This window comes from Paenibacillus sp. Leaf72 (assembly GCF_001422685.1).
Lineage (GTDB): Bacteria > Bacillota > Bacilli > Paenibacillales > Paenibacillaceae > Pristimantibacillus.
In genome coordinates, this window is sequence record NZ_LMLV01000008.1 from 35134 (window position 1) to 57828 (window position 22695).

At 51.6% G+C, this 22695-nt stretch carries 15 protein-coding genes; 4 read left to right on the forward strand and 11 right to left on the reverse strand.

Annotation, left to right across the window (positions count from 1 at the left end; translation table 11 throughout):
- Positions 1-83: 83 nt before the first annotated feature.
- The 4 genes from ASF12_RS13425 to ASF12_RS13440 form a co-directional block, all read right to left on the reverse strand.
- The gene (locus ASF12_RS13425) at positions 84-968 is read right to left on the reverse strand and encodes a TolB family protein (RefSeq protein ID WP_235533154.1); all 885 of its coding nucleotides are present in this window, start codon (positions 966-968) and stop codon (positions 84-86) included.
- A 63-nt stretch (positions 969-1031) separates the two neighbouring features.
- Positions 1032-1544: a VOC family protein gene (locus ASF12_RS13430; RefSeq protein WP_056035324.1), complete on the reverse strand. Its 513-nt coding sequence runs from the start codon at positions 1542-1544 to the stop codon at positions 1032-1034.
- 309 nt (positions 1545-1853) lie between these two features.
- The gene (locus ASF12_RS13435) at positions 1854-2867 is read right to left on the reverse strand and encodes a LacI family DNA-binding transcriptional regulator (protein ID WP_056035326.1); all 1014 of its coding nucleotides are present in this window, start codon (positions 2865-2867) and stop codon (positions 1854-1856) included.
- 84 nt (positions 2868-2951) lie between these two features.
- Positions 2952-3815 (reverse strand): helix-turn-helix transcriptional regulator, encoded by an 864-nt coding sequence (locus tag ASF12_RS13440; protein ID WP_056035328.1) that lies wholly within the window; start codon positions 3813-3815, stop codon positions 2952-2954.
- Positions 3816-3975: 160 nt separating this feature from the next.
- Here ASF12_RS13440 and ASF12_RS13445 point away from each other — a divergent pair, with 160 nt between their 5' ends.
- From ASF12_RS13445 to ASF12_RS13460, 4 genes are all read left to right on the forward strand, one after another.
- Positions 3976-5703 carry a glycoside hydrolase family 2 protein gene (locus ASF12_RS13445; protein WP_056035332.1) on the forward strand — a complete coding sequence of 576 codons (1728 nt, stop codon included), beginning with the start codon at positions 3976-3978 and terminating at the stop codon, positions 5701-5703.
- Positions 5704-5954: 251 nt separating this feature from the next.
- Positions 5955-6743, forward strand: a complete 789-nt coding sequence (locus ASF12_RS13450; protein WP_200931618.1) for a hypothetical protein — start codon at positions 5955-5957, stop codon at positions 6741-6743.
- 195 nt (positions 6744-6938) lie between these two features.
- Positions 6939-13568, forward strand: a complete 6630-nt coding sequence (locus ASF12_RS13455; protein WP_235533155.1) for a DUF7507 domain-containing protein — start codon at positions 6939-6941, stop codon at positions 13566-13568.
- Positions 13565-14881: a DUF11 domain-containing protein gene (locus ASF12_RS13460; protein ID WP_056035338.1), complete on the forward strand. Its 1317-nt coding sequence runs from the start codon at positions 13565-13567 to the stop codon at positions 14879-14881. The genes ASF12_RS13455 and ASF12_RS13460 overlap by 4 nt, the downstream gene beginning before the upstream one ends.
- Before the next feature lie 174 nt (positions 14882-15055).
- On the opposite strand, the gene ASF12_RS13465 is transcribed toward ASF12_RS13460, so the two are convergent.
- From ASF12_RS13465 to ASF12_RS13495, 7 genes are all read right to left on the reverse strand, one after another.
- On the reverse strand, positions 15056-15979 hold the full coding sequence (locus ASF12_RS13465; RefSeq protein WP_056035342.1) for a nicotianamine synthase family protein: 924 nt from the start codon (positions 15977-15979) through the stop codon (positions 15056-15058).
- Between the two features lie 187 nt (positions 15980-16166).
- A complete protein-coding gene (locus tag ASF12_RS13470) occupies positions 16167-18176 on the reverse strand; it encodes an amino acid adenylation domain-containing protein (RefSeq protein WP_056035345.1) in 2010 nt (669 codons plus the stop codon).
- A gap of 195 nt (positions 18177-18371) precedes the next feature.
- On the reverse strand, positions 18372-19256 hold the full coding sequence (locus tag ASF12_RS13475) for a hypothetical protein (protein ID WP_056035348.1): 885 nt from the start codon (positions 19254-19256) through the stop codon (positions 18372-18374).
- Positions 19253-19513, reverse strand: coding sequence for an acyl carrier protein (locus ASF12_RS13480; RefSeq protein ID WP_056035350.1), 261 nt, complete (start codon positions 19511-19513; stop codon positions 19253-19255). The genes ASF12_RS13475 and ASF12_RS13480 overlap by 4 nt, the downstream gene beginning before the upstream one ends.
- 40 nt (positions 19514-19553) lie before the next feature.
- Positions 19554-20609 (reverse strand): phosphotransferase enzyme family protein, encoded by a 1056-nt coding sequence (locus ASF12_RS13485; RefSeq protein ID WP_056035354.1) that lies wholly within the window; start codon positions 20607-20609, stop codon positions 19554-19556.
- Positions 20606-21649: a hypothetical protein gene (locus ASF12_RS13490; RefSeq protein WP_056035357.1), complete on the reverse strand. Its 1044-nt coding sequence runs from the start codon at positions 21647-21649 to the stop codon at positions 20606-20608. Before ASF12_RS13490 ends, ASF12_RS13485 begins: the two co-directional genes overlap by 4 nt.
- Positions 21633-22691 carry an LLM class flavin-dependent oxidoreductase gene (locus ASF12_RS13495; RefSeq protein ID WP_056035360.1) on the reverse strand — a complete coding sequence of 353 codons (1059 nt, stop codon included), beginning with the start codon at positions 22689-22691 and terminating at the stop codon, positions 21633-21635. Before ASF12_RS13495 ends, ASF12_RS13490 begins: the two co-directional genes overlap by 17 nt.
- Positions 22692-22695 lie beyond the last annotated feature (4 nt).

Sequence of the window (22695 nt, forward strand, 5' to 3'; positions counted from 1 at the left end):
CCTAGTCAACCCCTTCTATATTATAAAAAATAGCTCACGCCCAGAAAAAGAGAATCGTCCTTTGTTCATCCGGGATTAGAACGTTAAGCCTTCAAGCGGTACGAAACAAAGGCAAGCCTGCGGCTGTCCGGCGCCCATGAATTGACGTTAATCGTGCCTTGACCGCCGAACAGCTTGGCAATCGTGCGGGACGCTCCGCCTTCGGCAGGCATTAAGCGAAGCTCCACTTGTTTGTTCGGCGGGTGCTCGCCGGGGGCAACATCTTCGGTGCGGTAGGCCACATAACATACCCATTTGCCATCGGGAGACACATGCGGGAACCAGCTGTTCGCATCGTCAAAAGTCATTTGCTCCTGATTTTCCCCGTCAGCGTCCATCCGCCAAATTTGCATGAGGCCGCTTCGCGTCGAATTGAACCAGATCCAACGGCCGCATGGGGAATATTCAGGTCCATCATCCAAGCTTCCTGGAACATCGGTCAGCTGTGTTTCGTCGCCGCCGCTCACAGCAATCGTATAAATATCGTATTGACCCTTTCTTTCCGCACAATAAGCAAGCGTCGAGCCGTCAGGAGACCATCCATGCAAATAGCTAGGAGCATTCGGCGTTACAAGTTCCGGCGTTCCTCCCTCGAGTGGCAGCACGTAAATTCGGGAGCTTGCATCCTCTTCCGTAAAATGGCTGACCGCAAGCCTCGTGCCGTCGGGAGAAAGCACATGATCGTTGTTGCAATCGATCGCAAATCCGGTTTCAATCTGCTTAACCGTTTGGCTGTCCAATTCATAGGCGTACATGCGGCCATTGCCGTTATAAACTAGAAATCGGCCGTCCTGCGTCCAATTCGGAGCTTCAATGACGTAGTCGAATTCTCGTAAAACCGTCCGTTCCCCCGTAACGATATCGAGCGTTTCCAATAGGCTGTAGCTATCCCGCTGCTTCATCAAAGCTCTAAGCGCATGAATGTCCACTTTTCAATCCCCCTCTGATATTTAAAATAGCTTGTGATTTCATGTCTGATGCGATTAATCCGCTTATTTCACTTCGTCTAAAGGCTTGGCCAGCCCTTTGACCAGGAGCTCCATTAATTGGCTAGTGTCAGCCAAGTTGTTAATGCTGAGCTCTAACCCAAGCTGCGCTTTCGTGTCTACATAGCTGTATGAGCCTTTGCCGAAATAGCCGACATGATATGGCTGTTCTGCTCCGATGCCCTCCAGCGTGTCATACATTGCCTTCCGGTCATCTACAAACAGGCAGAAATGGAATACGCCTTGTCCGTTATTGTCCAAGAAGGTTCTCCATGGACTCGGCGTTTCCGCTGGCTGCATAAGCTCTAGTATGAAATGCCCCAGCTCATATTTGGCGACCTTGCAGCCGCTATATTCAGCGGCCTTCTCATGCGTATAGTGAAGCAAGCCTTCCGTTGGGAATATTTCTACAGGCGCCTGCTGGACGCCGAGCACCTTGGACCAATTGGCGCTGGCCTGCTTCGCATCATGAACGACAAGACAGATCTGGGTCATTACAGGTGGCGATTGAGTCATCATTTTTTTCCACTCCTTCGATTCGTTTAAAAGCCATGCAGATGAATAACGATGCAAAAACATGAAGCTAGCTGGTGTTCATACAATATGTTAACGTTAACATATCAATCACAGCCAATGTGTTAACGTTAACACATTGGCTATATAACTAGGCAATGCTTAACCGTGCTCACTCAAAAAATCTTCCAGCTACCGCGGTGCGGACGCTAAAAAGCAAGGAGCAGGGAGCCCGATGGGAAAACCCGCCGGGCCGAAGGGAAGGCCGCCGGGCCGAAGGGAAGGCCGCCGTCTACCTTTTCAGACCATATGGCTTTAGTCGCCCTTCCATTCTCGCACCGTATGGCGATCCATCAGAAAAGGGTCTATCCCGATTGTGCAAGATGTGGCTTCCTGATCATTCATTCGCTGCAAAAGCAGCTGCAAAGCATGATCGCCAATTTCCTTAAATGGCAAGCCGACGGAAGTAATCGGCGGTGACAGCAAAGCGGACAGCGTGTTGTCATATCCGATCAGCGATAGATCATCAGGTACGCGAAGACCGCGTTCATACAATATCTGTAATACTCCGCAGGCGTAAATATCAGAGGTCATAAAAATCGCCGTAGGCGGCTGTCCAGCCCTTAACAGCTGGTCGATTGCCATTCGGCCTGCCTCGATCGAATATTCGGGCATCACCTGCACCCACTCTTCATGAGGGGCAATTCCCGCCTCGTTCAGCGCATCCAAATAACCGGCATAACGATCCTCTTCCACCTGATGCCCCAGCTTGGAGCCGATAAAGGCAATTCGCCGATGGCCCTTTTGCAGCATATGCCGGACGGCACCTAATGAACTCGCACGATCATTAACGACAATGCGGTCTACCATCGGCATATCATAGGTTCGTTCGATCATCACAACAGGAATATGATTTTCAATTAAACGCCCAATTAAGTCTTTGGAAATGGAATGATAGGAAGTCAGAATGACTCCATCCACCCGGTGGCCGATCAAGTCGTTAATTTGCTGCTCTTCCTCGCCGAGGCCCATATGGCTCGTCAGCGTCAGCACATGGTAACCGCTGCTTGCCGCTGCCGTATTAATCGCGGAGCTGATCTCCTTGAACTGCATATTGGTGTTGAATAGCGTCAAATGTCCAATAATGTTGCTGCGGCTGCTTTTCAGCCCCTGTGCAATTCGGTTTGGAATATATCCCAATTCTTTGATGATGCGCTCGATTTCCCGGCGCTTATCCTCAGACACATAACCGTTGTTATGCAAAACTCTGCCGACGGTCGCAAGCGAAACACCAGCTGCCTTAGCCACATCCGACATCTTAATATTCATTTTTAGTCTCCAGATTCCCATGTGTTATCGTTAACATATTAACATGTTATATTCGTTAGGGCAATATGATTGAAAACGCTTTTTTTAATCTTTCTTTTCGGGATGCTGTTCTCCCCTTCTCTGCATCGCTCTGTAGGCGCTGGGAGAGACGCCGTTTAGCAGCTTAAACATTTTGCTGAAGTGAAACTCCTCGAAATAGCCGCATAGCCTGCCAACCTCTTTAACCGGATAATCTGTAAATTGCAAATAGCCGCAAGCCTGCTGGTTGCGCAGATGGTTCAAATATTCTTTCGGTCCCATGCCTGTATATTTGAGAAAAAGCTTTCGCAGATAGGAAGCGGAAATGCTGTATTCCTTAGCCAGCTGCTCAATTCGCAAGTTTTCCCTATAGCTGCCCTCCAAATGCTTTTTTATTTGTTCAAAGGCGGCGAAGGCTCCCGATTCAGCCAAGTTCCAGTCCGGCTGTTCAATCTGATGGAGTCTATGCAGCAATATTTGCAGTTTGGATTGGGCAACGCTCGCGCCAGCGGCAATTCCTGCGAACCAATCCTCATGTGCTTCACGAAACAACTCCCCTAGCTCTTCCGCTTGCTTTGGCTGATATTGACTTAAAAAAGGGAGCGTAAGCTTGTTTATTGGTTTAACCTCCCCCCACATCACATCATAGATAAGCTCCGCGCAATCGAAGAGAACCATCGTCATGCGGAGCGGAGCATGCGGCTCTGAGCGCATGGACATCTCAAGACCGGGCTTTAAATAAGCGAGCATGCCCGCCTGCACCTTATGCTCCGAGTTCGTCAGAAAGGTCCCCTCTCCCCCATGAATCCAGTACAAGCTGTGCACATTCACAAGATTGCGAACATCCTCCCAGCCCGGATACGTTATTTTATCGAGGACGAAATGAATGTGCAGCACTAGGTTATTCGTGTGATAGGGCATTAGCTCCATCTCTATACCCCCTCTTCGATCCCGCTTCAATAGAGGATCGATTTTTACATGCGATTGCAGGTTTATTCCATTCCGCCTCAAAACGCCGCATGCTATTATCCATATTATCAAACGATAGCCAAGCTGACTAATGCTTCCTAGCGAAGAAGGAGGAATACCGTTGTTAAGGACTTTTCGCGAGCATCATATTCGCAAGACAGCATTATTGGACGGGCCATGGGACTTTGTAACAGATTCAGGCAATGAAGGACTCCATGAAAAATGGTTCGATCGATTTCCACATGATTCAAAAGCTTTATACATTCCATCCTGCTGGAATAACGAGCTGTCTCTGTTCCATTACGAGGGCGTTGCCTGGTATAGAAAAAAGATTCGGCTTGCAGATGCGCAGCATGTCAGACTGATTTTCCATGCCGTGCTAGGCCATTGCGATGTTTATTTGAACGGACGTCATCTCGGTTATCACTATGGCGGCTACACCCCATTTGACTTTGTCGTTCCTTCGTTAAGTGCGGGAGAGCATGAGCTTATCGTGCGGACAGACAGCACATTGGATCGCCTTACAATTCCGACGGAGCACGTCGATTGGTTCCACTACGGCGGCATTATCCGTTCCGTTGAACTGCAGCTTTTGCCGGATCTGTATATTGAGCAGCTCAAAATCGACTACCTGCTGGAAGGAGCAGAGGCAGACCTCTCCATTCAAGTAAGGCTTAACTCCCTCTCGCAGCAAGCTATCACCACGACATTGAAGCTTTCCGAAGGCGGACATGTTTTTCACTCCGAGAAAGTTAAGCTAGAGGCAGGCCAGTCTGTAGATTGCAGAGTGAAGCTGCATTGGAGCGACGTTCGGTTGTGGAATGTCGGTAAGCCGGAATTGTATAAAATAGAGGCTCGTACCGATTTTGACGACAAAATCGATCGAATCGGCTTCCGCCGAATAGAAACAAAGGACCACCGGATTCTCATTAATGGCTCTGCAATTTATTTGAAGGGCGTGAACCGCCATGAGGAGCACCCGGAGTGGGGCTTTGCTTTTCCGCCAAAGCTGATGCAGAAGGACCTCGATATCATCCGGGAGCTTGGCTGCAACACCGTGCGGGGTTCCCATTATCCCCAAAGCCCTTATTGGCTTGACCTGCTGGATGAGCATGGCATCCTTTTCTGGAGTGAAATCCCGATGTGGGGAGCCTTTCTGCCAAACGAAACGGTCTGCGAGCCTTTGTTCCAGGATCGTGCGCTCACTATGATTTCAGAGATGGTTAGCCTGCACTACCATCATCCATCGGTCGTGTTCTGGTCGGTTCATAATGAGATCGACTCCCGTACGCAGGATGCCTATGAGATGACGAAGCGGCTCGTTTCCTTAGTCAAGCAAATGGATACGTCCAGACTTGTTACTTACGCCACGATGCACCCGCTGGAGGATGTTCTGCTTCCGCTTTTTGATGTCATTGGCATCAACAAATATTATGGCTGGTACGAAGGCGATATAAGCGGCTTTCGGCAAATGCTCCAGCAGTTCCACGAGCGGGCGGAAATGCTAGGGGCGGGCGATCGTCCGGTGCTCATGACCGAGTTCGGGGGAGCGGGCATCTTTGGAGACGTCGGCTGGGAGCCACGATTGTTCAGCGAGGACTACCAGGCGAAAATCGTAACGGAGGCGCTGGACATCTTCCGCAACGATGCTAAAATCGGCGGCACCTATATTTGGCAATTCGCCGATATCCGGGGCGATCTGAAGAGCGACGGCAAGCATTTTCGCGACCGTGCGCGCAGCTTCAACAATAAAGGCCTGCTGAACGAATACCGCAAGCCTAAACAAGCGTTCCGCGAGGTGCGGCGCATATACCAATCTTGGAACGATACTGCGGATCTGCACGAATAGCCTAACGATAACGTTCCAAGCTCTCATCTACAAAAGTAGGAATAACTACCGCCGAACAATTCCCTGCCAAGCAGGAGTATTTTTCGGCGTTTTTTTGCAGAGCGGAATATGGAGACCATAGATATGTACCTTGCCTTAGTCCAAAGCTGTTCCTGCTTTGTCCGTGCTATCCTTCCAGTCACATCTTGACCTTCCCTAGGATACTTTATAGAGTGGGAGCCGTTGAATTTACACATACCCAGGAGGGATCGATGATGAAACTGGATTTGGGCTGCGGCGCTAGCAAGCACCCTGACTTTTACGGAATTGACTGCCGTCCTCTGGATGGCGTGGATTTGGTATGGGATGTGAACAACGGCATTCCTCTGCCTGATAATTCGATAGAATGGGTGTTGGCATCCCGCAGTCTACCTTATGTCCAAGATTTACATGCCGTATTGAAGGAAATCTATCGTATTTCTATTCATAAATCCGTCGTATGCATACTGGCCCCTTATGCCCACAGCTTCAGAAACGCAACAAATCCTCTGCTCCGGCATCGCTTTGACGAGCATACCCCTCGTTATTTAACGAAGCATTTTTATCAGCCGCCACACGGACCAGAATCTCCAGAAATCAAGTTTTATAATGACTTGGAGGAAATTCCATTTGATTTCCGCTTGCTTCGCATGGAATACTTCTACAACGAAATCTTTCGCTCCCCTATGTATGAATCGGAAGAACTGGAAGAACTTCAACGGCTTCAGGCCAATGTCGTGGATGAAATCATGTATCATTTCGTCGTCGTCAAAGAGCACATCTCGGCATCCGAGCTTGATCAATTGTCACGGCAATCCCAAATGGAGCCCTTCTGCGTAAACGCATTGCGCAAACTTGAGCCTCCTGCGGATCCGATAGAAAAAGCCGAGCCTCGCTTTCCAGAAGAAACCGATGCCGTTCCGCCAATCCCCCCCAAGCGTTCTTTGGCTCGGAGACACCTCCACAAAAAAGCGCCGCGATTTTCAGGCAATCCCAGGAAACGATCCCGTTATTATCGATAATTTATTTGCCTTGCCCGAATGTGGACAGACAAATTCAAGAGTTTAGGCTCATACTCATGAGTTGATAGAAACTTTTATGGAGTTGTCTTTCCGAAATGGAGGTGAATCAACATTCCACTTATCGTTCGGGCAACTGTTAATGCAACAGGCGCCATTACCTTTACGGGAAACACCCTCGGCCTCAGTCGTTCCGAGGTGTCTGGCATACCTGGAACTGCCGACAGCATTGGCGCATTCACTACAACCAATACCGCCCTGCGATATGGCACCTATCCTTTTGGCACCACGGATAATTATCTGCTCAACAGCTCGTCAGCCGTCCTGAATCTTCCAGCAGGAAGCACCGTGCTTTACGCAGAGCTGATCTGGGGCGGCACTTACGTCAACGGCACCACCAATCTGACGGCAGCCATTAATAATTCGGTGTCCTTCGCCACCCCCTTGGCCACCTCTGACGTATCGCCTGACTCGGCTACTAGCAACATCTTTGATCTGGGCGGAGGGGCGCTTGGATATGTGAGAACGGCAAATGTGACCTCGCTGGTTCAGCAGGGCGGTGCAGGAACCTATACAACGGGACGGGTCGTAGGCACCCTGACGATCAGCAGTGATCCAACCGCCAACAATGCCGGATGGACACTCGGCGTCATTTATCAAAATGCCACCCTTCCCTTTCGCAATATGTCTCTGAGGGCAGGGGCCATTCTCGTTCAAAGCACCTCATCAGCTGTTAATACTACACTTACTGGATTCTCTACGCCTGTATCTGGGGCTCTTGGAGGTAGAGCGTTATTCAGCGCTCAAGAGGGGGATGCCAACCGAAACGGTGATCAGGCGCTGTTCGGCCCTACAACTGCAACCTTGGTTGCTTTGTCGGGTACGAACAATTTCGCCAACAACTTTTTTGCCTCCCAGATCAATAATAATGCCGGCGCGTTGGATACAACGGGCACCTTCGGGAGCCGCAACCAGACCAACGGTGCGCCTGGAAGCAATATTGCGGGAGGAAGACAGGGCTGGGACATTACCAACGTGGATATATCGGCCAGATTGGTCAATAATCAGACCTCGGCTGTACTTCAATTAACGACCTCTGGCGATGCCTATGTCCTGAATGCCAATGCCCTGCAAATCGATATTAACGCACCGAGAGTCGGTGTGACCAAATCGGCTAATGTATCCGGCTCCCTGACCGGTGATACGATTCGTTATACCGTTACCGTCACCAATACGGGAACAGCCAATGCCACCGATATGATTGTGACCGACAGCCTTCCGGCCGGATTAACCTTCGTTGCGGGCAGCGTCACGGTTGCGGGTGCTGCAAGGCCGACCAACGATATTACGGCTGGCGTACCGGTCGGTACTTTAGCGCCAGGTGCCTCTATTGCCGTGGCCTACAGCACACGGGTAACTTCCATGCCCGGCACACAGCTGCTCGTCAACACAGCCAGTGCCTCCTTCAATTTCCAAAGCATAGCCGGAGGCCCGATCACACCTGCTGTTATACCGTCAAACGGCGTCACGGTCCCCGTATATTCGCCGATTCTAGCGATGAAAAAAACAGCAAGCACAGCTAATGCAACTGTGGGAAGCACCGTCACTTACACGATTGTTGTGACCAACTCAGGCAATATCGCTGGCACGACAACCGTAACGGACCCGATACCTGCGGGCACTTCGTTTGTGCCGAACAGCGTGACCGTGGGAGGTGCGACCGTGCCGGGAGCCAATATTGCTGCAGGGGTTCCGGTTGGCTCCATTCCGGCAGGCGGCTCGGCCACCGTCACCTTTCGGGTATTGGTTCAAAATCTGCCCTCTCCTCCACAGCTGGTAAACCAGGCTACCGCCGCGTATACGTTCACGGTTCCCGACGGCCGAGCCTCTTCCGGCTCGGCAGCCTCGAACACCGTAACGTTGCCTGTTGCCCTGCCGAATGTAGCAGTCGTCAAAAGCGCCAGCGTACCTGATGCTTCTGTCGGAGAGGCTTATACCTATACCGCAATAATAGCCAACAATGGCACTGATCCCGTCACGAATGTAACTTTGACCGATGCCATGCCGAGCGGTTCTGTTCTTGTAGCCGGCAGCGTGACCCTGAACGGAGCCCCTCAGCCGTCGGCTAATCCTGCAAGCGGCATTGCTATCGGCACTTTGAATGCGGGCAGTTCAGCAACCATCACCTTCCAAGTAACATCATCATCGCTGCCCTCTCCGACTCAATTTGTCAACAGAGCTTCAGTCGCGTACAGCTCCGGAGCATTCAGCGGTGTATCGCTGTCCAATACCGTAACCATTCCGGTCTATCAGCCGATTGTACGTACAGTGAAATCGGTGAACCGGAACGTTGCCACCGTTGGAGATACTTTAACTTATACGGTGTTCGTCTCAAATACCGGCAATTTGGCTGCACAAGCGACCTTAACGGATACGCTTCCGGCAGGCACCTCCTTTGTGCCTGGAAGTGTCACGGTTAACACGGTTTCCGTCCCGGGGGCTTCTCCGCTAGCGGGTATTTCTCTCGGCTTGATTGCGCCCGGCAGCTCCGTTCCTATTACATTTCAGTTCCTTCTGAGCACGCTGCCCTCACCGCCACGGCTCGTGAATCAGGCAACAACGTCGTATTCGTATCAATTGCCAAGCGGACGCTCATTTACAGGCTTTACAGCTCCGTCCAATGTTGTCGATATCCCGGCCACCTCACCTAGTGTGACTGTAACCAAAGCGGTTAACAGCACGATTGCCACCATAGGCGATATTCTGACGTATACGATATCCGTCACGAACAACGGTGTAGAAGCGGTAACTAATGCTGTATTTTCAGATAACCTTCCCTCCGGAACGGTTTTTGTAGCGGGCAGTATCGTCGTGAACGGCACAGCCTTGCCTAATGCAGACCCCAGCGGCGGCATACTGCTTGGAACCATTAACGCTGGGAGTATCGTGCCGATCAGCTTCAACGTCCGTGTGGCAGCCGTTGCGTCAACTATCCCGGCACTGCTCAGCAATCGGGCTAATGTGAGCTTTACTTCAGGGAGTTTTACCGGATCCTCCTCCTCAGCGCTGGTCACAACGGCCGCTTACCTCCCCGTCATTAACGTGGTGAAAAGCAGCAGCGTCAGTACATTAACTGTAGGAGACACCTTTACGTATACATTAACCGTCAGCAATACCGGCAATTATCCGGCTGAAGTTCGATTAGAGGATGCGTTGCCTCCTGAGGTTGTGTTTGTGCCCAATAGCGTTGTCATTAACGGATTTCCGAATCCGGGTGTCGATCCACTTACAGGCATCGCTCTGGACACGGTGTCCGCAGCCGAAATCAACGTCGTCAGCTTCTCGGTTATCGTCGTTTCCTTGCCGAATCCACAGCAGCTTGTCAATCAGTCGAATGCGCTCTACACCTATACCCTGCCTGACGGCAGAATGTTTGCGAAAAATTCCTTATCCAACACAGTTACAATCTCTGTATCCACACCCAATGTATCCGTGCTCAAAAGCAGCAGCAGCTCATCAGTAGCCAGCGGCGACACGCTCACCTATAGCGTACTGGTCGCCAACAATGGTTTAGCTCCAATTAACAATGCGGTCATAAGCGACATGATGCCTCAGGGCACCAGCTTTATTTCCGGGAGCGTGTTTGTAAATGGTGCGTCCGTACCACTTGCAAATCCGGCTATCGGCATTCCAATCGGTACATTAGCCCCCAGCGCTTCTGCTACCGTAACCTTCGAGGTGATGGTCAACATGCCAGCTCCATCCGTAATTTCAAATCAGTCCACGGTCAGCTTTACCTCTGGCGCTTTCTCGTCAACGTCCCAATCCAACAACGTGAATACGCCAGTTACGCAGCCTGTCATCAATCTGGTGAAAACTTCGGATACGACCAACGCTTCTGTTGGAGGCTCGGTTACATATTCCGTCGCTGTTTCCAACACAGGCAATCTGGCCGCACAGGTCACCTTGACCGACATCCTGCCTAACGGCACAGCCTTTATTCCGAACAGCGTGGTGGTTGGAGGCTTGCCTGTGGCTGGAGCTGATCCTGCTACAGGCATTCCAGTAGGGTCTGTGGCTGCCGGGGCAACGGTCCTTGTCACCTTTAGTGCGCTGGTGACTTCCCTGCCGAGTCCTCAGCAGCTTGCCAACCAGGCCGCAGCAGCCTACACCTTTGTACCGCCAGATGGACGTACACTGTCAGGCAGCGCTTTGTCCAATACATTAAGTATTTCTGTGTCCGCCCCCAATGTTTCGATAGTCAAAAGCTCCACGACGGCTAATACAACAATCGGAGACACGGTCCCCTATTCCGTCAGCGTGACCAATACAGGTATTGCGTCAGTAACCAACACCATATTTTCGGATCCTACTCCCGAAGGCTCGTCCTTCGTACCAGGCTCGGTTACAATCAATGGCGTACCAAGCTCTGCCGCTGTTCCAGCCGGCGGGATTCCACTCGGAACGATCGCGCCGGGAGCAACGGTTATCGTTACCTTTAACGTCCTGGTGGATTCACTCCCACCATCCGGCTCGCTCATTAACCAATCGTCTGCAACCTTTACTTCTGGAGCTTTTTCGGGATCAACCTTCTCCAACGTCTCAGTAACACCAATTAACCAGCCGATTCTGACGGCCGTGAAATCAGCAGGCGTTGTCGCTGCAACAGTAGGCGATACGCTGAATTATACAATAGCCGTTACAAATTCCGGAAACTATAGCGCTTCGGCAACCGTCACGGACACCATCCCGACAGGGACCTCCTTCATTCCGAACAGCGTTATCGTGGGCGGCGTGCCTCAAGCTGCCGCTTCGCCTTTAACAGGAATCCCTATCGGCGTCGTTGCACCAGGAGCAACCGTTCAGGTCATTTTCTCTGTCCTTATCGAATTCCTTCCTACGCCGCAGCAGCTTCTAAATCAAGCCACAACCAGCTTCGATTTTACGCTGCCTGACGGGCGTCCGTTCAGCAGCTCTGTAACCTCCAACACGGTTGTAGTAAGCGTAACGGCCCCTAACGTTTCTATTGTCAAAGCCACGACTACCACCGCTTCTACGGTTGGCGATACCATTGCGTACAGCATCAATGTGACAAATAACGGAATTGCAGCGATCAGCAACACGCTGCTTACCGATCCGATTCCTGTAGGTACGGCTTTGGTTCCGGGAAGCGTAACCGTAAACGGAGTATCACAGCCTGCGGCAGTTCCAGCTGCCGGCATACCGCTCGGCGATATTGCGCCTGGAGCATCTGTACCAGTGACCTTCAGCGTAACGGTTAATTCGGTTCCGAATCCGGCTTTCGTCAACAACCAGTCGTTTGTCAGCTTTACTTCTGGTGCTCTCTCGGCTACGGCCTTCTCTGACAATGTAGTCACGCCTGTGTTTCAGCCTACTATGTCCGTAGTCAAAACCGTCAGCAGCACGAATGCTACTGTTGGAGATACCATCGTGTATACATCCACGATTACGAACTCAGGGAATATTGGCGCAACGACAACTTTGACTGACCCGATTCCGGCTGGTACGACACTTGTTCCGAACAGTGTATTGCTGAACGGCTCCGGCCTGGCCGGCGCTGACCCTGCTGCTGGCATACCGCTTGGCGTGATTGCGCCTGGAAGCCCTGCAACGTTAACCTTTTCGGTTGTGATCACTTCACTTCCGCCAACCCAGCAGCTGGTGAACCAATCCACAGCCGGCTTCAGCTACACCTTGACAGATGGCCGCAGCTTTACAGGATCCGCCCCGTCAAATACAGTCACCTCAATGGTTTCCTCGCCTAATGTGACTGCTGTGAAAAGCACAACCTTTACCGCAACGACAATTGGCGACATTGTACCTTTTACGATTACTGTAACCAACGCCGGGATTGAAAACGTTACGAATGCCATTTTGGTTGACCCGATACCTGCCAATACCTCGTTTGTTCCGGGCAGTGTTAGCGTTGACGGCGTGCCTCGTCCTGGCAGCAATCCAGCATCCGGCATTCAGCTTGGAACGATAGCTCCTGCCGGCAGCGTTGAGGTTACCTTCAGCGTCACAGTTACAACCTTGCCAACGTCTGGCTCCTTCAGCAACCAAGCTACCGTCAGCTTCACTTCCGGCGCGTTCTCAGGTACATCCTTGTCCAACATTGTCACACTGCCTGTAGCTCAAGCGATAATTGGCGTACTAAAGGGCTCCAATGTGACTGTCGCTACGGTAGGCGATACAGTCATTTACTATTTGAACATCACTAATACTGGAAATACGGCGGCAACCGTTACGCTCTCAGACCCGGTGCCCGCAGGCGCCGAATTTGTCCCCAACAGTGTCATTATCAATGGCATGCCCCAGCCCGGAGTCGATCCTGACCAGGGCATCGTAGTCGGAACAGTTCCGCCAGGAGGTACGATTACCGTTACGGTAACCCTGCAAGTGACCATTGGATCGCTGCCATCACCACAGCAGTTGGTCAACTCGGCCGTAGCCACCTTCTCCTTCTTGCTTCCCGATGGAAGAACCGGTACCGGCTCGGCTCCATCCAATACGGTCGTCATTCCGGTTTCCTCTCCAGATGTCAGTGTGGTTAAGAGTACGCCTGCCATTGATGCCGTTTCTGGAGATACTATCACTTATACGATTCTTGTGACGAACAACGGCATTTCTACTGTCAACAATGTCGTCGTTATTGACCCGATTCCAGTCGGCAGCACCTTTGTCGCAGGCAGCGTCACCGTGGACACCGTATCGTTTCCGGCAGCAAATCCTTCTGTCGGCATAGCCGTCGGTTCAATAGCAGCAGGTGCCACGTCTACCGTTACCTTCCAGGTGACTGTATCATGACGCCCGGCACAGCCAAGGAAGAAAGCCTGCTAAACCAATCCCGCATCCTCTATAGCGCAGGTGGAACGGAATTTGTTACTTATTCCAATACGGTGAACACACCCATCGTAGGCCCTGTCATCACCCTAGTCAAAAGCTCTGAATCATCTCAGGCATTTCCTGGCCTCCCGGTCATTTTCGCTGTATCCATAACTAATTCGGGCAATCGGGACGCAGATATTGCCATCTATGATTTGCTGCAAGAAGGAACTGAATTTGTCCCTAACAGCGTACACCGGGATGGCATTCCGCTTCCGGGCGCCAATCCCGTGTCCGGTTTGCACCTTGGCAGGCTCGGCCTGCATCAGAGCATTCACATTACCTTCCAGCTTATGACCGCCCTGCAAATGACCAGCGAGCAACTGAGTAACCGAGTGCGGGCAGATTATACATTCCAGACGACCAATGGGCGGCTCGTCGAGGATAGCGTTTTTTCCAATACGGTCACACTTCCTGTAGTCCGAATCGGCAAGCCGGAGATTACGATTACCTTTTCGGTGAACAAAACCCGCGCCAGTCCGGGGGAAATCCTTCGTTACACCGCACGTGTAGCCAACATAGGAGACGTCGCCGCAGATGTTCTCCTGCTATCCACTATTCCGAGCGGCACGCTCTTCGTCCGCAACAGCATTACCTTAAATGGAATCATGCAAAGCGGGGAGCTTGTGGCCATGGGCATCGCACTAGGATCAGTTGCCCCCAGAACCCAGTCTATCGTAACCTTTGAGGTGATGGTCACAGGCAGCAATGCTGTATCACCAGGGCAGCTTTTAATCAACGAAACCCGCACAGAAGGCACCTATAGAAGCTCTGACGGCAGCGTTATACGGCTGGAGCCCTCGGTATCAAGCACCGTTTCAACAGAGGTATGCTGTCCGCTCTTTCAACTTGAGGTTAGCACGAATCCCTCTATCGTAGAGCCCGACGCTGTTGTTAATTATACCGGCCTGCTGACGAATTCCGGGAATTGGGCTGCTGATGTTACGCTGACCCGCCTTACGATCAGGCAAACGGTTCTAGTGCGCGGGTCCATCCTCATAAATGGGATACCCTCCGCAGATCCTGACGCCTCTGGCTCCATTAATATAGGGAATGTATCGCCCGGAAGCACAGTTCAAATCTACTATCAGGCTAGGGTAAGCTCGCTGGTAACGAGCCCTGTACTGCAAGGAATAGCCACAGCTCAATATGCGTATGAACTGAACGGAGTTCAGCACAATGGAGAAGCGGCCTCCAACGGTAATGTGATTTACATTGAATACTCGTATGAATGAGGAGCTTGGGCACATGAACTGTTCCATATGTAAAACAATCATTGCAAAAACAAGCTGGAATTCAGGCTATTGCCAGAATTCCAGCTTGTTTTAATGAAGCTACCGCTTCGCCTTATAAAACTCATGATCAAACGTCATGAGTGTTCTCTGCTCAGTCCGCGAGACCTACTCCAACTAATGCCCTGCCCTTCTCCTTTCTCCCTCCTCACTCCTTGCATCAGGATTAGTCGCACGATCCAGAAACAACGTTGAATTGATGACCAGATTAACATCAGGCCAAGTCCGTGCCAAAATCCGCCAACCCCGCTTATTCAGCTGTAATTCATCAATCGCTTCATACATGATTTGCCTCATGCCTACGGCCGTACGAACAGCTACGAGAGGACTTTGGGATGTACGAGCTATTTGTTCAAGCACCGCCAGCTTATTTTGCACGAGACTAGCTACAAAGATCCGGCTATAGCAGCTGTAATCGAACTCTGCCCCATCTTTCATCATGACATTCACTTTCGTTCCTAACCCCATTTTTTCAAGAAAAGAGCACGAGGTTTCACAGGCCGCTGGGTCGATATCAAGGCAGATGACCTCCACATCAGCTAATAGATGAAGAATAATCGCGCTAAGCGGCATCGGCCCGCTGCCAACAAATACAATCGGCGAATTCTCTATCTGACCATCTTGCCGATTAAACGGACGCAGCGTGGACAGCTCCTCGCTAACTAAAGCCATATAAATCGTCCAGTAGGGCAGCTGTGTGACGATATCCATTGCGGCAGCCTCCGCCCTGCAAATATGCTGAGAATCAGCCAGCTCTACTTGAAATTCGGCTTTTGACAGCTTATCCTGCAGCATTCGCTGGTTCATGACCATATATTCATCGCTTAGAACAGCCTTGATTTCTTCGGGCGAGTAGCAAATGCGCAATTGCTGTGAAAGGCGCCCGATCATGTTCGCCACCCGTAGATTGGCAGGAGAAAGATCCTCTTCTTTTTGAAGAAGCTCATTTATTTCACGAATAAAATCGATAAAATCATCAACCTTTTGAATGCTTGGTGCTCTCGCTGTATGAATAGTAGTATTTGTAGAAAAGTCCTCCATTTGCCCAATTCCTCCTTCAATCTGCATCCGCGTTCCCACTTCGAATATATTCGAATGGTTAGCAATGTAGACGAAGGTTAGGACTGGGTATTCAGTAAATCATCTTTAGCAAACGAACCGACGCTCATCAAATATGAAGAGTCGTCGCCAGCCGCATGCTGCATGGCCGCACAGGTCAGCATTGCACTTAGACGCACTCCTGCTTCGCAAGCAGTCGTTTTTTATCCACCTTTCCATTTGAATTAAGCGGGAATTCCTGCAGCTCGACAAACTGCTTAGGGATAATCGAGGGCGGCAGCCTCTGAAGCAAAAAAGCTCGCAGTTCGGTTACCGACACCGTTGCCGCTCCCGGCTGCGCCAAGCGATAATAAACGATCAGCTTTCCTCCTTCATCTTCCGGTGAAAAAAGGACAATAGCGGCTTGAATCGCCTGATGAGCTTCAACTGCTTTACGAATTGTTTCAGGATGAACGAGTATGCCATTAATTTTCAGCTGATCGTCGACCCTGCCGGCATATTCGACTAGCCCCTCTGGCAGCCATTTTCCAAAGTCTCCGGTGCGGTACAACATAGCTCCTTGTTCGAAGGGGTTCGGAACAAATCTTTGCTTTGTCAGCTCCTCGCGCTGCAGGTATCCCATAGCCAAGCCTTCTCCGGCGATGCAGATTTCCCCAATTACACCGATCGGGCATAGCTGCATGTGTGAATTAACGATGTATATGCTTGTATTTCCAATCGGCTTGCCAATCGTTACAGGCAAGCCTTCCTTCAGCTCGGTGGTTACGGACACGACCGTCGCCTCAGTCGGACCGTAGTGATTAAAAACCCGATATCCCTTGTGCACAAGACGATCCTTCAGCCCCTGCTCAAGGGCTTCTCCTCCGGAAATGACAATTTGCACGCTAGCGAGCCGCTCTCCTTCCGACAGCAGCCGATTGAGCAGCGTAGGGACAAGATGAATAACCTGTACCTGATGCTTGTCAATAAACTGCCGGAACGCGCGCTGATGCACCAACAGCTCGGTTTGAATCAAAACGACGCTGCCACCCCCTAGCAAGGTGCAAAAGATCGACTCTACCGATGCATCAAACGTCAAGTTGGCGGCTAGAAGCACACGAAGCGGCGCCTCTCTGCCATATTGGGCGTTAAACCAAGCTGCATAATTGACGACGTTCCGATGCCGGATCATCACCCCCTTAGAGGCTCCCGTCGTTCCCGATGTATAGATGATATACGCCAGAAGTTCTGAATCGGTCGACGTGTTAAAGCTCTTCTCAAAATCCGACTCATCCGAGTAAGACGAAGCCTCATATGGGTTCAGCGTCTGGAGTCCCTGCAGCGGCGTGCGAGAGATCGCGATTTGGGCTTTGCAGTCTTCCAAAATGATACGGTTATGCGCCTCCGGTGCACGGAGATCGATGGGCAAGTATGCGGCGCCCGCTTTCAATATCGCCAATAAACCGATCAGCATTTCCGGCGTGCGGTCGGCCGTAATGGCAACGATCTGTCCCTTGCCTGCTCCCCTCTTGCGCAGCGATGCAGCAAGTCTGCTGGATTCTCTCTCCAGCTCCCCGTAAGTCAAGCTGCCAGCGTTTGAAACAACCGCTATGTGCTCCGAATACAGCGCCGCGCGTTCCGAGAACAGTCCGTGTATCGTCCTCTCCCGTGGAAACGCAAGCGTAGTCTCGTTGAAGTCCCTTGCGAGCTGAATATATTCATCGGCTAGCAGCATGGGCACATCCCTAAGCAGTTGATTGCGCTTGTGAAACATCGCCTCCTCCAAGCTGGCCACATGGGACTTGAAACGCTCCATAGAAATATTTTCGTGCAAATGCCCATTCCATCTCGCATCGTCATACACGATTTGTTCTAGCTCATCCTGCCATTCCGAGGAATATCGCTGCGGAGAAGCTTTAATAACCTCGTTTATTGAAGGAATGCCAAGCATGGCCTCCAGCCGCTGCAGCCATTTTTCAACCGTTTCGTCCACAGAGCAGTCTAGTTCCAAAAAAGTCCTATTGCCGGAGTCTGGTTCTTCTGGAGCTTTGCCAGTTCGCTTGCAGCTCCACAATGGCGGGCTCCCTTGCTCCTCCACGTACAGCTGAAGCTGCTCGGGCTCGTGGTATTTCACCAGCACAAGCCCCCAAGCCAGCCGTAAACTCGTTAATTGTACACTATCATGGCTAGCGAGCGTCATCGACATCTGCCCTCCCTTGTAGAAGGTTTTAGTAGAAGGATTTGTCAGCTTAATCTTCTTCGTTGCAGAGCTTCGAGCATGGAGGCAAGAACCTCCTTCTCTAGCTTGCAAATCGTTTGCAGCCCATTTCCGATTTCCCTTGAAATCCCTGTCGGTCACAGCGTGCCATCACATCTTCGTCGCCATGCGCACCAGCTAACCCTTCGTCTCAGCTGCATGCAGCAGCTCAAGAAAACGATCAGCTGCATTCGGAAGCAGCGCCTCGCTCTCCTGATGGTTCTCAAGCCGGTTCTGTAGACGATCCCATATCGGCAGCGCCGGCTGAAGCAAAACCCTTGTAGCGAGATTGACCGTCACTCTCCAGTCGTCTATATACTGAACAATGCTTTGCCTCAGCTCCGACACGGCCTCTCCTTCTCCTAAAGGCAGCGGCGCAGCATCCACCATTCGGATAAAGCCGTACAGCCGATGATGGAAATGGCGCGTTGCCTTCAGGATCATACATTTGCGCAGCACCGTCTCCTCCGAGGCCAATAATCGCTGTGCAAAGTTGCTTAAGTAGAAGGAATCCGCCTTGAGCATGCGGGATACGTAGCCAATCGCAGAAGCATCCGTCACCTGAAGCATGCCTGGCACAAACCTCTGATACGGCAAGCCCAATGCATCATGGGCCGTCTTTAGTGCTGTCCGATCCATCCCCCCGCAAAACGCGGGATGATCGTCGAAGATCAAGTAGCTTCCGTCCGGCAGAAGCTCACGCACAACAATGTAGTGTCCTGCATGCTCTTTGCCGTAAAACACCTTCGCATGCGGCATGTAGAACAGATCGCAAGGGAGCAGTACCAGATGCCCGCTTCGCAGTGCCTCATCGATCCAGTTGTTTTCATAACTCCGCTCAATTCCATAGTGTGTAAGGAGCTGTTCCTCCGTAGCCAGCACCCGGCTCAAATCTACCTCCTCGCCTACCTCGTCCCATACCGGCTTGAACGCCCAGCGGTCTATCATTGCCGCATAAGGGTGAATGCCTGGATAGAGGGTAAGCAGCTTGTCGATGGAGCAATCCACCCACGCGAGATTCATGGCTGCAGCTTTCCGCAAATGCTATCGACCATATGCTGCAAGGTGGCAAAATTTTCGAAAAGCAACTCCTCGTCCTCAAAGACGATATCAAAATTCGTTTCGAACGCTACAACAAGACTCATCGAAGCAAACGAGTCCATCCCATAGCTTGCCAGCTCATCATCTGGCGCGACATCTTCCTCCAGTTGAAGCTGTTCCTTGATTTGCGCCTGCACATAACCCGCGATATGTTCCTTGGTCCATTCCGTACGGTTCATAATGGATCTCCTTTCTAGGCTTAGAATGCGATTAGCTTGTTCATGCCAAATCCTCAGGCTTCCTGCCGAACAAGGTGCCTCCTATAATATCTTTCCTGTAACGGCTCAAGGTCCATCTCTCCGTGATAGCAGCAGGCCGCTCCCCCCAAGACCGGAAATACGACATATAAAGCTGGATATGACGAAACATCATCCAATCGGGAATATGGCGCTGAAGCTCTTCTGAGACGGTCCGGCAAACGGAATAGCCCTCCAAAAAATCATGCAGGAATAACCCCGGAGACCAACTGCTCTCACTCGCCCGGCTATGTTCCGCCAAACCGTAATATAAGGCGACCGCAATATCGCTCGCATAATGATGATGCGTCAACCCGTCGAAATCGAACATTACGATGCCTTCCCCGGTCCAATGAAAATTGCGAGGATGCATATCGTTATGGATTAAACCAAATTCCCCCGTACGCTCGGGAATTCGTCTTACTTTGGACATCCAGGTGTCAGCCGCAGATCGAAGCTCCGGGAGCGAGCTGAGGGCACACACGTCTAACGTTGGCAGCAGCTCAGATTCCTCCCAGCTGGGACGAATCCATTCGGGCTGCTTCGGCGCGTAAAGCTCGGCAAGGCTGTGCAGCCTTCCCATGGCCATCCCCCATACTTTGTAAAGCTTGGGGCCATAGTGGCCGGGACCGACGCGCTCGCCCTCTGCCCACTCGAAAGCATACGCCCAGTATCCCGAGCTTCCGCCACTTCCTTCGCCGTCCACTTTGCCGTCAATGGCATCCATGCCATTCATGCTATTGATGCTGCCGCTGATGTTTTCTACGTATTGCCCGCTCCTTGCAACGATGGGCCTAGCCACGGAAACGCCATGAGAGGCAACAAATTGAATAAAATCGATTTCTCCCATCAGCTGTTCCCGAGTTCGACGGCTTTTCCGGGTCATTTTTAAAATAAATTTGCGACCCTTCAATTCCCATGCGTATACTCCGCTCTCATAGCTCTCCAGCGGAACGAATGCGACCCGTTCTAGAGCGAAGCGTCCGATCGCTTCTTGAACGAGTCTGTTGTCGTCTTGTACAAACAAATTAGCTTTCATCGGCTGGCAGTTCCTTGTTCCTCGTCTACCGCTTTCAGCAGATCACACAGCAATTTTTCGTGCTCGTCAAGAAGCAGAGTGAATCGATCCTGCAGCAGGCCGATCTTATCGCGCTGGACGGATAAGCCAACCTTGTATAACTGCATCAGTGCTTTGCGCCATTTCTCCCGCAATCCTTCCACGCGGTATAGAAGCTCTTGGCCCTCTTGTGGCCATCGCCCTTCATAGCGCCCGATATATGCAGCAAGGTATTCAAGCTGATGAAGCATCCCCCCGACCCGGAAGCAATAATACACGTTCCGGCACACAGCAGAGAACGCCGGAGCATCTAACGCAGGCAGCTTAGCGTAGTCCCTTACATACATACGGTAGGCAAGACTGCCTTGGTACCTTTGGTCAGGCAATTCTAAGCCTTGATTAAATGAGCGAATGTTTTGGAGCACCTCATTAAATCGTTCTAAGCCTGAGAAAAGCTTCTGCTCCGCATCAGTCTCGAACCAAGCGTACCCCCATAATCCTCTTCGCAGCGCATCGACCGTCAACACTCCTTCATAGGTAGTGACATGCCCCGCCTGATCGAGAAAGGAGCTGTCGCCGATCAGCACCGAATCGCTGCCATCGTCCCAGCCAAGCAGAAGGACAAGGTGATTTCTCTCTTCTCCGTCTCTGAATACCTCATGGTAGTCGAGCGATGTCGTACGTATAAACAGCAGCGGCATGCGGCCTCGCAGCACAGCCTCCCGCAGGCGCAGCAGCGCGGCACCCGGATTCAGCTCCACCTCGAACGAGGCATGCGGCTTAAGTCCGTAAGTTTGGGCGAATCGTTCTACAATGTCCTGCTGAGACGCAAGCCAAACCCTGTTCAGATCGCCGTAGTACTCCAAATTCTGCCCGTTCGTCTCGAAATAAATATCCGCTTCATCGCTCTCCGCTGCCGCTTCCGGCCGTTCTCGCTCCAAGATGTGGTACAAACCGGAGAACAAGCAGTGCAGGCCCGCGCGTATGGCAAAAGGTTTTTTATGCTTAATGTCCATTTCCATGGGTTGTGGCCTCCTTTACCGCCGGCGAGAGTCTCGCAGGTTCCCCATTTCCTCTTACATAGGGGAGAATGTACTCGCCGATGCGCAGCTGTTCATCGGGCCCCGCGAGCCCGCTTAGAATAAAATAGTCTACGCCTAGCTGTTGGAACTTCCGAATCGACTGCCGCACCTCCTCGTACGATCCGACGATGGAAAACCCGTTTGATGTATTCAGCTGCACGAGTCCTGCCCATAAGTGCTCGGATACTTTTGCCATCGGGTCTGCATAATGCGCTTTGTAGCTCTGAATCCCTGCAGCATCGCAATTATTGCGGAACAGCCGGTTCGTGCGCTTCTCTAAAGCGCTCGCTCCGCCAAGAAAACGCTCTGCTGCGGCCCAAGCCGATTCAGTCGTCTCTCTGGCAATAATATCGATCATGATGCCGCACTTGGGACGATGCAGACTTGCCTTCGGGATATATCCGCGAAACGTTTCAAGCCGCTTGCTGACAACCGGATAATCATGCCCGTACGTTAAATAATGGTGCCCGCTGGCAGCCGCGATTCGCATGGCCTCTGGGGAGCTGCCGGAAATGAACACGCTGCCGCGAGCAGGCGGCTTCGGATACAGCTCTCCTTGATTCACCTCGAACCAGGACCCTTTAAAGTGAACAGTTCCGCCTGCTTGCAGCCGGTGAAACAGCTCTACAAATTCCTTCGTCCGCTCATAGCGCTGCTCATGGCTAAGCGCTTTCGTCATGCGTCCCATCTCAATAGCCGAGCTGCCGGTTACCACATTTATATCCGCTCGGCCCCCAGTTAACAGGTTTAATGTGCTTAGCGCTTTTGCTGCTGCCGTTGGCAGAATATAGCTCGTATTTTGCGCGATCAGAAATCGCAGCTTCCTGGTCCGCTCGGCCAAATACGCGGCAGCAAGCCAAGGGTCCATGTATTCGTTCGCGTTGATCAACAATACGGAATCAAAGCCATACCCCTCGGCGGCTCTAGCCTGCTCCGTTATCCGCTGAAGGTCACCTTGCGGAAGCATCCAGCAAAAAGCCATTTCG